This window comes from Fulvivirga sp. AWR4_260 (assembly GCF_056158185.1).
Genome location: NZ_JBSWSU010000015.1, coordinates 1587450 through 1601848 on the forward strand (window position 1 = coordinate 1587450; position 14399 = coordinate 1601848).

11 protein-coding genes are annotated in these 14399 nt (G+C 36.4%); all 11 read left to right on the forward strand.

Going from position 1 to position 14399, the window contains the following annotated elements:
• The first annotated feature begins 14 nt into the window (after positions 1-14).
• The 11 genes from ACXACQ_RS13295 to ACXACQ_RS13345 all read left to right on the forward strand — a co-directional run bounded on the left by ACXACQ_RS13295 (position 15) and on the right by ACXACQ_RS13345 (position 14391).
• Positions 15-449: an Ohr family peroxiredoxin gene (locus ACXACQ_RS13295; protein WP_474976437.1), complete on the forward strand. Its 435-nt coding sequence runs from the start codon at positions 15-17 to the stop codon at positions 447-449.
• On the forward strand, positions 449-898 hold the full coding sequence (locus tag ACXACQ_RS13300) for a pyridoxamine 5'-phosphate oxidase family protein (RefSeq protein WP_474976438.1): 450 nt from the start codon (positions 449-451) through the stop codon (positions 896-898). Before ACXACQ_RS13295 ends, ACXACQ_RS13300 begins: the two co-directional genes overlap by 1 nt.
• A gap of 117 nt (positions 899-1015) precedes the next feature.
• Entirely contained in the window at positions 1016-6013 is a 4998-nt protein-coding gene (locus tag ACXACQ_RS13305) for a translocation/assembly module TamB domain-containing protein (RefSeq protein ID WP_474976439.1), read from the forward strand.
• A complete protein-coding gene (gene tamL / locus ACXACQ_RS13310; RefSeq protein ID WP_474976440.1) occupies positions 6010-8313 on the forward strand; it encodes a translocation and assembly module lipoprotein TamL in 2304 nt (767 codons plus the stop codon). Before ACXACQ_RS13305 ends, tamL begins: the two co-directional genes overlap by 4 nt.
• Before the next feature lie 136 nt (positions 8314-8449).
• A complete protein-coding gene (locus tag ACXACQ_RS13315; protein ID WP_474976441.1) occupies positions 8450-9145 on the forward strand; it encodes a YiaD family glycine zipper/OmpA-like lipoprotein in 696 nt (231 codons plus the stop codon).
• A 75-nt stretch (positions 9146-9220) separates the two neighbouring features.
• Positions 9221-11176, forward strand: coding sequence for a BamA/TamA family outer membrane protein (locus tag ACXACQ_RS13320; RefSeq protein ID WP_474976442.1), 1956 nt, complete (start codon positions 9221-9223; stop codon positions 11174-11176).
• A gap of 184 nt (positions 11177-11360) precedes the next feature.
• Entirely contained in the window at positions 11361-11534 is a 174-nt protein-coding gene (locus ACXACQ_RS13325) for a hypothetical protein (RefSeq protein ID WP_474976443.1), read from the forward strand.
• A gap of 7 nt (positions 11535-11541) precedes the next feature.
• A complete protein-coding gene (locus ACXACQ_RS13330) occupies positions 11542-11751 on the forward strand; it encodes a hypervirulence associated TUDOR domain-containing protein (protein ID WP_474976444.1) in 210 nt (69 codons plus the stop codon).
• Between the two features lie 5 nt (positions 11752-11756).
• On the forward strand, positions 11757-12131 hold the full coding sequence (locus tag ACXACQ_RS13335) for a HepT-like ribonuclease domain-containing protein (protein ID WP_474976445.1): 375 nt from the start codon (positions 11757-11759) through the stop codon (positions 12129-12131).
• 49 nt (positions 12132-12180) lie between these two features.
• Complete coding sequence (locus tag ACXACQ_RS13340) at positions 12181-12621, forward strand: Hsp20/alpha crystallin family protein (RefSeq protein ID WP_474976446.1); 441 nt, start codon at positions 12181-12183, stop codon at positions 12619-12621.
• Between the two features lie 462 nt (positions 12622-13083).
• Complete coding sequence (locus ACXACQ_RS13345; RefSeq protein ID WP_474976447.1) at positions 13084-14391, forward strand: cytochrome c3 family protein; 1308 nt, start codon at positions 13084-13086, stop codon at positions 14389-14391.
• The last annotated feature ends 8 nt before the right edge of the window (positions 14392-14399 follow it).

Sequence of the window (14399 nt, forward strand, 5' to 3'; positions counted from 1 at the left end):
AAAATCGAATAAAAATGCCAACCTTATATACAGCAGAAGTTACGGCTCAAGGTGGTCGTGGCGGAGAAGTAAAATCACAAGACGGAGTATTGAATCTTCAACTGGCTAAGCCCGATTCTATGGGGGGAGATGGAGCCGAAGGTACTAATCCAGAGCAATTATTTGCAGCAGCATGGGGACCTTGCTTTCTTGGTGCTTTGGGCAGTGTGGCCAAAAAGGAAAATGTCGACCTTGGTAACACAAAAATTGTGGTTAAAGTATCATTTAATCAGGAAGATGATAAAAAATATGGCTTATCTGCAGCACTTAATGTGATAGATGAGTCAGTAGAAGATGATGTGTTAAATGAATTAGTGCACAAAACACAGCAGGTTTGTCCATATTCGCGTGCTACAGCGGGCAATATTGATGTAGTATTAACTGCCAATAAAATAGAAGTAGAGGTATAATGTTACTGCATAATGGCATAGAAAAATTAAGAGAAAGTATAGCTACTATTGAGATAGCTATGCTTTCTACTGTAAACGAAAATCATGAGTTGGTAAGCAGGCCCATGTACACTTTGCAGTTAGATCATGAAGGGGTTTTGTGGTTTTTTACCACTAACAATTCGCCTAAAATGAGCGAAATAGAAAACGATAACCACGTAAATATTAGCTATGCGGATCATAATACGCATACTTATGTATCGTTATCTGGCACAGCAGTGTGCAAAAAAGATGAAGAACGAAAAAAAATATTTTGGAACGAAATACATGAAGCATGGTTCCCAAATGGCGTAAATGACCCTAATTTGTGCTTGCTTAAGGTCACTATGAAGTCGGCCGAAATTTGGGATCACGAAACAGCAACCATGGTTAAGGTGTTAAACAATCAAGACGTCATGCAGGAGGTATAAACATAAGCTTCTGATATTTCATGATTTAGAGGACCGTCTTATCTTTAAGATGGTCATTTTTTATTTAAAAAGTAGTTACACTTATTGTTGGGCCAGTTTACTGGTAGTTAATTTTAAATGAGTAAAAAGGGAGTAAAGGGGATATTATTAAAAATATTTAAAATCTTAGGATGGATTGTTTTAAGTGTAATTCTGTTATTGATAGCAGTTGTTTTTCTAATAAGACTGCCTCAAGTACAGCAGTTTATCACTGATAAAGCCATTAGCTTTTTTAATGATAAGGTTGATACCGAAGCCCACATCGATAGGCTGTATGTAGGTTTTCCTAAAAGTATAGTTATTGAAGGTATTTATGTGGAAGATCAAAAACAAGATACCTTGGCTTATGCTGATTATATTAGCATCAATACAGACCTGTGGGGGCTGCTAGATAATGCCTTCAAAATAAACGACTTGGAGGTACAAGGTCTTGTGGCTAATATTCATAATAGTGACTCCGATAGCCTTTTTAATTATCAGTTTATTATAGATGGCTTTACTGCAGTAGATTCCACAGCCCAACCTCAAGCTGATACCACTGCAAGTGAACCTTTTGAGTTCTCGATTGAAGAAATAGAGGTTGCAAATACTAGAATAGCTTATTTGGATAAGTTTAATGGCACCGAATTAGCATTAAATATTGGCGATTTATATACCTACATCTCTGAGTTTGATCTGCTCAACTCAAAAATATTAGTAGATGACATAAGGTTGAAAGACAGTGAAGGAAGTTTTAGAATTACTAAAGCATCAGAATCTGCTGATACCACTAGCTCCGAAATGATGGATATCAAAGGTGAAAACCTGATGGTACAAGACGTGAAATTTACTTTTGAAGATATTCCTGGTAAATTAAAATTAGATACCCGACTGGGCAAAATAGAAATAGTGGCTGACAGTATGAGCCTTGCAAGGCAAGTATATGTAGCAAAGAAAATTAATGTCGATAACTCGTTCATTTCTTTTGATCAGTTTGCGGGTAATGATACGAATGCAGAGCAGGCAAAGCCGGCAGATACCACAGCATCTTCACCTTTGCAATTGCTAGCAGGGGTAAAGGGGGCTAATATTACAAATACTTCTATCCGTTTTTATAACCACAATTATGATCCAGTAGAAGGTTTTGATCCTAATCATTTATGGATCCAAGAATTGAATACCAGCTTAAATGATATTGTATTCAAAAATGGCTACGCTAATGGTGTAGTTGAGAAGCTTAATGCTATAGAGAAGGAGGGGATGAGGGTATCAGAGATGCATGCCGATTTTAGTTATGGTGAGCAAGAGTCTTATGCTAAGTCGTTTAAATTAGTTACAGATAGGAGTGACCTTGCAGGTGACGTTACTATCATGTATTCTTCTTTAGATGCCATAAGTCAAAACCCGGCAGATTTAGAAGTTGATGCTAAACTGAAACCATCAAATTTAAATGTAAATGATGTATTTTATTTTCAGCCAGCTTTAAAGACGCAGTTAGCTACTTATATTAAAAATAACCAAAATGTAAAGTTTAAAGGAGATATTACAGGGAAAGTGAATAACCTGAAATTCAGTGGGGTTGAACTAAATGCATTAAATAATACGAAGTTGGCATTTTCTGGTGGGTTAAAAGGTTTGCCAGAGGTGCAAGATCTCATTTTTAATATTAAACTTAAAGAGCTTTCTACTTCTGAGAGCGATCTGCGATCGGTAGTAGCTGATACATTAATACCAGAAGATATTACCATCCCCACTAAGTTAGTGTTAACGGGAAACCTAAAGGGGAAAATGTCCGATTTTCAGACTCACCTAAATATTAGCAGTAGTTTAGGAGCAATTGATGCCAATGTGGGCATGAAAACATCTAAGGACAGTATTTATCAATATTCGGGTATAGTAAAGGTAGATAGCTTTAATGTGGGTAAGTTAATACAGCAAGAAGATCAAATAGGATACCTAACCCTTAATATGGAGGCTAATGGTGAAGGTTTTTCTATTGAAGAGCTTAATACAGAACTTAAAGGTGAGGTCAATTCTTTTGAGTACAATAATTATACATATCAAAATGTAGAGATTAATGGTAAGGTGGCAGCCAAAGAGTTTAACGGTAATCTTTCCATGGATGATCCTAATGCAGACTTTACATTTGAAGGACTAGTTAATTTAAACGATAGTGTACCTCAATATCAGTTTACTTTAGACCTGCGAACATTGGATTTGTATGCGCTTAATTTTACTAAAGAGAAGTTAAAACTACGAACACATGTGGTGTCCGATGTCAGAATGGCTTCAGTAGATAAGATTAATGGTAAGCTACAAATAGATGATTTTGTGATGGGGAAAGGTACTCATGTGTATAGAATGGATACTTTTTTATTAGAAAGTAAAACCACCGCAGATGAGACTGATATAAGTATAAGATCAAATGTATTACAGGCCAACTTTGAAGGTAACTTTGATATTGTGACGTTGCCGCAGGTGCTGCAGCAGCATTTTAATAGGTATTATAACCTTACCGGTGTAGAAAAGGTAGATAAGCTAACGCCTCAGAGTTTTACATTTGATATTGATATCTTAAGGCCAGGCTTCTTCTCAGACTTGTTGGTGCCCGAGCTCAAAGAGTTAATCCCGGGAGATATTAATGGAAAGTATAACAGTGAAGAATGGATGCTGGATATCAACATTGATATCCCTAAAATTGACTATGCAGGCAACCTAATTGATTCATTGGGTATTCAGATTAACTCAGATGAATATGCTTTAACCTATTCTACAAAAGTAGCACATATGGCTGCAGCGGGGTTAAATGTGGATAATATTGACTGGGAAGGAACAGTAGAGGCCGATCACATCAAAACTGAATTTATGGTAAATAATGAAAAAGGTGATGTGAGGTACATGTTCGGAGGTATATTTATCAGTAGTCCTGAGTATTATCGTTTTCAATTTACCCCAGGCGAGTTCATCGTCAATTATGCCGAGTGGGAGGTCAAACCGAGTAATACCATCGATATTTATCCTAGCGGATTATGGGTTCAAAATATGACGCTGCGTGATAGTGTTCAGCAAGTGGAAGTAGCCTCTGAAGTAGTAGAAGGTGATACCCTGTTAAATGTAAATATCGATGCCTTTAATTTAGCACGGTTAGGAAAAATTCAACAGATAGACCAATACTTTTTAGGAGGTATTTTAGATGGTGAATTAAAGTTGAACATGGCGAGCGACAAATTTGCTTTTACGTCTAACTTGGGCATAGATGATTTGAGTTATAAGGGCGATACCCTAGGTAATCTTGCTCTCGATGCCAATAACGAAAATGGAAATAAATATAACCTAGATTTATCGCTGACTAATCATGACAATAACCTTAAAGTGGGAGGATATTATTTAGCTGATAGTGTTCCGGAAATTCACCTTGATATGAACCTGGAAAACCTAGAGTTGGCATCTATTGAAACCTTAACCATGGGACAGCTTTCTGAAAGTAAAGGTAGCATTTCTGGTAATTTAAAGTTAAGAGGTACGCTGGCAGATCCAGACGTGATAGGGAAATTAAGGTTTAATAACGCCTCCTTTAAAGTCACTTATTTGCAAAGCGCATTTAATATTGATAATGAAACTATTGATTTTACTAAGTCAGGTATTGCTTTTAATAATTTCAAAATAAGAGATAAGAATAGCCATGAGGCTAATATAGATGGAGCTATTACTACTACTGATTACTCATTTTATAATTTTGATTTAAACATTAATTCAAACAAGTTTTTACTTATCGATACAGGAGAGAAAGATAACAGTCTTTATTATGGTCATTTAGAACTAAATAGTAAAGCCAGTATCACAGGTGATTCAAATTTACCAAAAATCAATCTCGATGTGAGTATGAGCGAAGGTAGTGAATTAACCTATGTATTGCCGGAGGAGGAGATTAAAGAACAACAAACGGAAGGTATAGTCACATGGTTTGATGCAGATGTGGTTAATGATCCTTTTTATCAAGAGTTTGATAGTGTAAATATAAAGAGAGATACTACCGAAGCTCAGATTACGGGTATAGATATAACGGCTGATATAAAGATCAACTCAGGCAATACGCTGAATGTAGTCATTGACCCAGTAACGGGCGACCGATTAACTGTTATTGGTACGGCCTCTCTAAAATTAGGGATTGAGCCTAATGGTGATATGAGCCTTGCCGGTAGGTATGAAGTGAAAGATGGTAGTTACAACCTCAATTTTTATGGGCTTGTAAAAAGGCAATTCAACATTCAAAAAGGCAGTTATTTACTATGGACCGGTGATGTAATGAATGCGCGTATGGATATTTCAGCTGTGTATAGTGTAAAGACAGCACCCCCTGCAGATATCTCTAACTCCGAAACGTCTAATCAGAAAATACCCTTTTTGGTGTATACAGATATAAAAGGGGAGCTACTACAGCCAGAAATTTCTTTCAGGCTGGGAATAGAAGATGGTTCTAGTGCTTCGCAAAATTTGGTCTCATGGGTGAGTCAGTTAAATACAAAATCAGATGAGCTAGATCAGCAAGTTTTTGGATTATTGCTGTTTAAAAACTTCTTATTAGGAGCTTCTACCAATAATAACGACAATGTAGCTCAGTCTACAGCACGAAATAGTATAAGTAGAATCTTAAACACACAACTTAGTAAGCTATCTAGCAAAGTAAAAGGGGTAGAGCTTTCGCTCAACCTAGAGTCATCGGGTGCAAGTAGTACTTCAGATGATCCTCTGGCCAATACTCAGTTAGAGTTAGGGCTCTCTAAGCAGTTATTTAATAATAGGGTAGTGGTAAAGGTGGCAGGTAATTTCAACTTGGATAATACCCAACAACAAAGCCAGCAGCAAAGTGTAAATGATTTTGCAGGAGACTTACGTATAGAATATAAATTAACTAAAGATGGTAGATATAGGTTAGTAGGGTTTAGAGAAAATGAATACGATAATCTGTTTCAAGGAGGAGAAGATATAGTGAAAACAGGTGTGGGGGTGATATTTGTGCGAGACTATGACTCTTTTAAGGAGCTGTTTAGTGTAAAGGAAGAAAAGGAGAATAAATCTAAAGAATCAAAAAAGTGATTAAAAGAGCTCAAATAGGCTATTTTATAATATTTGCTATCATCTTTTCGGGTTGTAGTGGTGTGAAACACCTCGAAGATGGACAAAATTTTTACGGAGGCACAGATATAGTGTTGAAGACTGAGCGCGAACTCAAAAAGAAAAACGAAATTAAAAATGAGCTCATGTCTTTGGTAGCTCCAGATCCTAACGCTAAGGTTTTAGGCTCAAGGCCCAAAGTATGGTTTTATAATTTGGCTGGAGAGCCTAAAAAAGACAAGGGGTTTAAGCATTGGATGCGAACCAAGCTAGGCGCACCCCCAGTGCTGATGGAAGATGTTAACATTACCCGAACGGCTCATCTTATAGAAACTCGATTGAAAAATGAAGGTGTGTTTCAGGCCCGTGTTAGCTATGAAACAAAAACCAAACACCGAGAAACGAAGGTGAAGTACTATGCTTACTTAAGCAGACCTTACCGGTACGATTCTATTTATATGCCTGAAGGCAACAGTACGCTTATCAATAGCATTAAAGAGCTACACGCACAGACAGTACTCAAAAAAGGAGAACGATATGATCTCAATGACCTTGAAGAAGAGAGAATGAGATTGCAAAAGGCTTTGAAAGATAGGGGCTTTTATTTTTTTGAAGACGATTTTATTTTATTTAGAGCCGATAGTACAGTAGGGAATAGGAGAGTGAATGTTTACCTTACTATCAAAGATAAAACTCCCGAAAAAGCAAAAAGGATATATACCATAGGCGAGGTAGATGTATTGCCAGATTATGAATTTGACTCCTCTGACACTTTAAAGGGAGGAAAAATTCAAATTATAGATAGCATTAATTACATCTCAGATTCTGATGAGTTTAGGCCAGAAACCATCACTAATAATGTGAAGCTTAGAGTAGGTGACATATATAATAAGGAGAATGAGGATATCACCATTGATAGGTTACTGCAGTTAGATGTATTTAAGTACGTGAATTTAAATATAACGGAGTCTTCAGATAGCACACTGAAGGTAAATGTCTATTTAACACCCTATAAAAAGAAATCTATTAGATTTGAGATACAAGGGGTGTCTAAATCTAATAACTACGTAGGCCCTAATTTCAATGCCAGTTACCGGAACAGGAACGCCTTTAGAGGAGCAGAACTTTATGAGTTAAGTTTAAATACTGGGTATGAGATTCAGATATCGGGCAATAACGGTGCGCAAGGTACTAATAGCGGAGCGGTAAATTCATATACAGTGGGGTTACAAAATACATTTACCATTCCACGGTTTATAGTGCCCTTCCATTATAATTTCAATTCATTTAAATACGTACCTCAAACGGTATTTAAAGCAGGGTTTTCCGTTCAGAAACGTCAGAATTTTTTCACATCTTATAACGCTAACTTAGGGTATGGTTTTAGCTGGAATGAAACACCAACCAAGAGGCATGAATTTTACCCTATAGATATTGATTTGATTCAGTTAAGTAATACTTCTAATGAATTTGAAGAATACTTAAGGGCTAATCCATTTTTAGCGCGCAGTTATGCAGAGCAATATATTTTAGGTACTAAATATTCTTTTTATTACAATTCTCAAGGCAGAAAAGAACGTAAAACCCGCACAAGCAATTATTATTTGAACGCCAATTTTGATGTGTCAGGTAATTTAATGCAACTTATACAGTCATCTACTAACACTAGTGGTGAAGAACCTTATGAGGTGTTTGGTTATCCTTACTCTCAGTTTATACGAGGAGATATCGACTTTAGGTACTATTTAAGGCTCGATGATAAGAATAAGATAGCAACAAGACTTATAGCAGGTATGGGCTATGCCTATGGCAATTCGCAAACCTTACCGTATAGTAAATCATTTGCGGTAGGAGGTAGCAGCAGTTTGAGGGCTTTTAGGGCCAGGTCTGTAGGTCCAGGAACTTTTGAACCAGACACTACCACTTTATTTATAGATCAAATTGGAGATATCAAATTAGAAGGTAATGTAGAGTATAGGTTCGATATTGTAGGAGCATTTAAAGGAGCGGTATTTTTGGATGCGGGTAATATATGGACATTACGTGACGAAGAAGAAAGGCCTGGCGGTAAATTTGATGTCAATCAGTTTTACAAACAGTTGGCCTTAGGAACAGGTTTTGGTTTCAGATTCGATGCCGATTTCTTCGTTATCAGGCTGGATGTAGGTTATCCTCTTAAAGATCCTGCTAAACAAACACCATCCAATACCACTTATGATGATCGTAATAGATCGGAGTTGAGTAAGCTGGTTTATAACATTGCTATTGGGTATCCATTTTAATTGTCGTGGAATTTTTTACACAAATGTATCACTATCTATATGCTAAATTGTGCGTAAAGCGTACTTTCGTACAGTTATTATAGATGGTATTTAATTTGGTAAGTATTAGTAAATCAAAAAAAACAACTTGAAAATTATGGAATCAGTGAAAAATAGAATAACATCCTTAGCAATGGCTGTTTTATTATTAACAGTTTTTGTTGCAGGGTCTTATTTAATGTCAGGGTGTCAAGCTAGTAATACTGCTAAAGGAGGTGCCTTTGGTGCTGCTGCGGGTGGAGCTATAGGCGCTGCTATAGGTAGTGGATCTAACAACACTGCAGTAGGGGCCATCATAGGAGCAGCAGTAGGAGGTACAGCAGGAGCACTTATTGGTAGAAAAATGGATAAGCAAGCCGAAGAGTTACGTAGAGACCTTGAGGGAGCACAAGTAGAAAGAGTTGGAGAAGGAATTAAGATTACTTTTAATTCAGGGCTTTTGTTTGATACAGACTCGTACACGTTAAAGTCTGCTACAAAACAAAATTTAACAGAATTGGCTTCTACCTTAAACAAATACCAGGATACTAATATTATTATAGAAGGACATACTGACAATACTGGTTCTGATAGTTATAACCAGAAGTTGTCTGTTCAAAGAGCTAATTCTGTTTCTAGCTATCTCGTTGGAGAAAACGTAGCAAGCACAAGAATTACTACTCAGGGTTATGGTGAATCTCAACCTATAGCTGATAACAATACCACTACAGGTCGCCAGCAAAACAGGAGAGTTGAAGTAGCAATTTTTGCTAATAAAAAGATGCAAAAAGCTGCTGAAAGAGGTGAGCTATAATCAAAGTTAAAGATATTGTACATCCCAATTCAGCCATGACTGAATTGGGATTTTTGTTATTTTAATCATATACTGTTGTCGTTTCGTAAATGTATTATATGGTTTTTTCCTCTGCTAATCTCTGCAACGGGATATGGCCAAATACCTATAGGCATTTATCCGGAAATGGACAGTGTACTTGTAAAAGGAAAGTCTTTCCTTATTTTAGGTGACTCTTCCATCTTTGTTGAAAAAGATACCGTTTTTATCCTACCAGATTCTATTGCCCTTCAAATAAAAAAGGATGAAACCCCTCGCTCTAGTGATTTTTACCTTAGGCTGAAAGAGAAGTTTTACAAAAAAAGATTTACAAAAGAACTTTACGATCTACTTTTTGTAGATGTCAACCGTAATAATAAGCCTAAGCAAACTATTACGCCTCCTAATATCAATGACCTTTATAAGGACTATGAAGGTAAAAGAATTAAGAGTATTGATATCAAAAAATTAGAAGTCTTTGGTACCAGTATTAATGATACCACCAAGCATACTAAATCATGGGCCATTGGCATGGCTAATAGTTTGCATGTATACACACGTAGTTATATTATTAAAAATAATATATTCTTTACTACAGGAGATCAAATAGATCCGGAGCTTATAAGTGATAGCGAGCGGGTTTTAAGGAGCTTATCTTTTATTAAAGATGCCAGAATATTTTTGGTGGATGATGAAGAAGACCCTGATTTGGTTAACGTACTTATAATCGTAAAAGATGTATGGTCTATTACCGGGGAGATCAGTATAGATGGCATAGACGCTTCTGATTTTGCTGTAATTGATCGTAATTTTCTTGGTTTAGGGCAAGAGTTTAGAAACGAATTTCTGTATGATACCGATAATACTCCTGTAGTTGGCTACAACGGTACTTATACTGTCAATAATATCAATAAGACATTTATAACAGGTGAGCTCAACTATGCTCAGTCGGAACCTTTAGATAGGTTTGGAGTCAGGTTTTATAGAAACTTTATTACACCGGAAATTAAATACGCTGGAGGAGCGGAGCTAAGTACCAATAAAGTACAGCAAGAGAGGGTTTACAGAGATACTACCATTCAGTATTACATTGATTACAACTTAAAAGATTTTTGGTTGGGCAGGTCATGGCTTATTAAAGAAGATGAAGACCTTGGGCGAACTAACTTGCAGTTGGGAGCATCGTTTAAACAATGGAAGTATAACGATAGACCAGTGATTTCTGAAGATACCAATCAGATGTTCTTCAATAGAGAGCTTTACCTGTATTCTATAGCGCTCACACGTAGAGATTATGATAAAAGTAGCCTTATTCTTGGTTATGGACGGACTGAAGATATTCCAAATGGTTATCTTTTAGAGTTTACTGCCGGTAAAGAAAAAAATCAGTTTTACGATCGTTATTATTATGGGGTAAGAACTGCCGTGGGGCAGTATATTCCGCGAATAGGTTACTTGCGGCCATCTTTTGAGCTAGGAGGCTTTATGCATAATGGTAATGTAGAACAAGGTACTGTTCGCTTGCAACTCAATTATTTCAGCTATCTATATAGGTATCATAAAATTAACTTCAGACAATTTTTTAGCTTTAACTATATCCGAGGCATTAATAGATATGAAGATGAGTTTGTTAACATCAATAATAAAAATGGTATAAGGGGATTAAGTGATACCTTTTTGCGTGGCACTCGCAAAATAAATTTTACTTCCGAAACTGTAGCTTTTACTCCTTTCTATTTAATAGGTTTTAGATTTGCAATTTTTGGTTTTGCAGACATAGGTTTAGTCAACTCTGACCATGCTCAAATATTAAAGAATAAATTGTATCAAGGCTATGGACTAGGACTTAGACTGAGAAATGAAAACTTGGCCATTAGTGCTATTCAAATTCGCCTAGCCTACTACCCACTATTGCCCAACGGAGGTTCTCCCATTGGTTTTGACATTACCGGGTCTAGCTCATTCCGCTTGCCAGACTTTAGGGTAAACGAACCTGCCCCAATAGAATTTTGATGTTTTTACACATCATGTGGAGCTAGATACTCAGCACTTTACTTATAATTAGCCCTAATGTCCGCCTTTCAGGCTTTCTTTCACTGGCATGACTTTTACTCCTATATATATGAGTATGCATTAATAAGAATCAATAAAAAATTCTTATTCGTGTAGACGATTATAAACTATAAGCTAGTCAACTATGAAAAGAATAATATTGATATTAACGTTAGGCGCGGCCTTTTTAGGAAGCATACAAAGTTGCCAACCAAAACAAGATACTATTGATGATAAAGGAGCTGTAAAAGGCGATACTTTAGATTCACGCCAAGGTAAAGGAGAGGGAGAAGTAGGTGAAGGTGTTTATGGTAGGTAATTAGGTAATGATAAGAGAAGGATCTAATGTAAAATGGAAATGGGGACAAGGTACTGCCGAAGGTAAAGTGAAGCATTCTTACGATGAAAAGGTGACTAAGACAATAAACGGTCAGCAAATAACTCGAAATGGTAAACATGGAGATAAAGCATTGCTCATTTTACAAAGTGACGGAACTAAGGTGCTTAAGCTCGAAAGTGAAGTAGAAAAAATATAGTAGGTATGGAAAAGGAAGAACAACAATTACACTTAAATAACATAATCAAGGGAATAGAGGAAGTCATTGAATTGACTAGAGACTTAGAATATCACCAATTTGAACAAGAGGAACAGATCAAAGAAGAGGTATATTCGAATATACAAATGATCGGTCAGGCAGCTTATGAATTAAGTAATCATGCGGAGGAAGCTGAGGACTTAAATTTTGATACCGATATTCTATCAGGTTTTAGAAATGCCCGATATAACGAAGAAATGGAAATGGATCATCATGCCATATGGTCTATAATTCAGTCTGATTTACCGTTAATTAGAGATGAAGCCATTGAGGCCTCTGCTAAGTTGGGTGTGCCAGAGTCAAGTGATGAGATATTATAGAAAAGCGGTTGTTGATCGTTTAGTAATTTTTAAATAAAAGTAAATTATCATGTTATACGATATAGAAAAAAGTAAAAAAAGAACTTCATTAAATGGAGGTATTTGGGATGATTTTATGAACAGAGATCTTTTTGAGGATTCTTCAAGGACTACGGCCAGCTCCATTCCGGCCGTAAATATTATTGAAAATAAAAAAGAGTTTCTGCTAGAACTCGCTTCCCCGGGTATGTGCAAAGACAACTATACATTAGAAATTGATAGAGATGTACTTACCATTTCGGGAGAGTTGAAAAATAAAAACGTAGAAGCTGAAACTAATTATACAAGAAGGGAGTTTAGGTATACTTCGTTTAGCCGTTCTTTTATGTTGCCAGAATATGTAGATGAAGACAAAATAGCAGCTTCATGTGCTGATGGTATACTTACCATCCATATTCCCAAACATGAAGGTGCAGCTATAAATCGGAAAAGAGAGATTGCAATAGCATAAATTATAAAAAATATTGCGCTACACTCTTTGTCTATACCAAATTTTTACTAAGGGTATTGATTAAGTTTTGGAGTTAGATAACATGGCCAATAGCCGGTTTTAGATGGGAGTGTAGTTAGCTCTATTAATAATTATAGAAATACTTTATAAGGCTTAATAAAAAGATAAATTAGGCTGTAAAAAAATATTTTTAGACCTATAAATTAAAACGGTTTCAGAATCCGAAAATCCTTCCAAAAAACGCTCATATTTATTTATAGAAATTCTAAATAACACCGTAAAACCGTTTTTTCTGGGTCAAAAAGCCGTTTTTGAGCACTTGTAACGGTAAAAGGTTTTCTTTTGTTGCAAAGTGGGTCAAAAGCAGGCTAAAATATGTTTGAAATAAAACAATCCAATAGTAGATTTGTGCCGGGTTAAGACATGCAAGTGGTTGCATGGAGAGTTATAAAATACATTAACATGGCGCAAAAAAAATCACTGTTACGCGTTTTTTTAGCATTTATACTAACAGGTTCAGTTTTATTTTCATTTACATCCTATGCTCAGGATTCAACTGCCACTGCAGCGGAGTCTACAGAAGCCTCGGGTGGAGGGGGTGATGCTCCTAGTGAAGTTCCAACAGATGAAAGCAGAATATCTGAAGGAAAATCTTTATTCGAGGGTAACTGTAAAACATGTCATAGAGTACATGAAAAGTTAGTAGGTCCTGCTTTAAAAGACGTTTATAACCGTGCACCTTCAATCGACTGGATTGTTGACTTCGTACATAATTCATCAAAAGTTATTGCGAGTGGCGATGATTACGCAAACAATCTTTACAATGAGTTTAACAAAACTCAAATGACAGCATTCCCAAGTTTTTCAAGAGATCAGATCTTGTCTATCATGGGATACATCAAACAACAAACAGACAAAGGGCCAGAAGTAAAAGCTGCTGCTCCTGCGGATGCTGCAGGCGGAGAAGCCGCTGCTGCTGGTAGTTCTATTCCAGAGAGTTATCTGGATGCGATTATGGTTGGTTTGATAGTAGTACTTATTTTAATACTTGTAGTATTATTATTAATAACAACTGTTCTACAGAAATACTTAAATCAAAGGGAAGACCTTGACGCTGAAGATAAAGAGATTGTAAATAGTACATTCAGCCTTTCATCTACAGTGAAGAGTCGTCCATTCATTTTCTTAGTTACTTTCATTTTTACAGCTATAATGTTCAAGGTAGTAATACATAACTTGTACGCTGTAGGTGTTCAGCAAGGATATGCGCCAAAGCAACCAATTGCTTTCTCGCACAAAATTCACGCTGGTCAGTACGAGATAGATTGTAACTACTGTCACACGGGAGTTAGAAAGAGTAAGAGTGCTAACATACCGTCTCCTAACATTTGTATGAATTGCCATAGCGCAGTAAAAACTGAGTCTCCTGAGATTCAAAAGATATATGCCGCTATTGAAAATAATAAACCAATAGAGTGGGTTAGAATTCACAATTTGCCTGATTTAGCCTACTTTAACCACTCTCAGCACGTAAAAGTGGGTGGCATTGAGTGTCAAACATGTCATGGCCCTATCGAGGAAATGGAAGTTGTTAGACAGCATTCTTTATTGACTATGGGCTGGTGTATTGATTGTCACAGAAAGACAGATATCAACAGTAAAGGCAATGAGTATTATGATAACTTAGTAGAGTTACATAATGAGGAGAGTAAAGAAGCTCTTAAAGTTGAAGATATCGGTGGTCTTGAATGTTCTAAGTGCCACTACTAAAAATTGAT

Bases quoted from the DNA above. Each gene is read 5' to 3' on its own strand.
- ACXACQ_RS13295 (WP_474976437.1), top strand. From the start codon at position 15: ATGCCAACCTTATATACAGCAGAAGTTACGGCTCAAGGTGGTCGTGGC.
- ACXACQ_RS13300 (WP_474976438.1), top strand. From the start codon at position 449: ATGTTACTGCATAATGGCATAGAAAAATTAAGAGAAAGTATAGCTACT.
- ACXACQ_RS13305 (WP_474976439.1), top strand. From the start codon at position 1,016: ATGAGTAAAAAGGGAGTAAAGGGGATATTATTAAAAATATTTAAAATC.
- ACXACQ_RS13315 (WP_474976441.1), top strand. From the start codon at position 8,450: ATGGAATCAGTGAAAAATAGAATAACATCCTTAGCAATGGCTGTTTTA.
- ACXACQ_RS13325 (WP_474976443.1), top strand. From the start codon at position 11,361: ATGAAAAGAATAATATTGATATTAACGTTAGGCGCGGCCTTTTTAGGA.
- ACXACQ_RS13330 (WP_474976444.1), top strand. From the start codon at position 11,542: ATGATAAGAGAAGGATCTAATGTAAAATGGAAATGGGGACAAGGTACT.
- ACXACQ_RS13335 (WP_474976445.1), top strand. From the start codon at position 11,757: ATGGAAAAGGAAGAACAACAATTACACTTAAATAACATAATCAAGGGA.
- ACXACQ_RS13340 (WP_474976446.1), top strand. From the start codon at position 12,181: ATGTTATACGATATAGAAAAAAGTAAAAAAAGAACTTCATTAAATGGA.
- ACXACQ_RS13345 (WP_474976447.1), top strand. From the start codon at position 13,084: ATGGCGCAAAAAAAATCACTGTTACGCGTTTTTTTAGCATTTATACTA.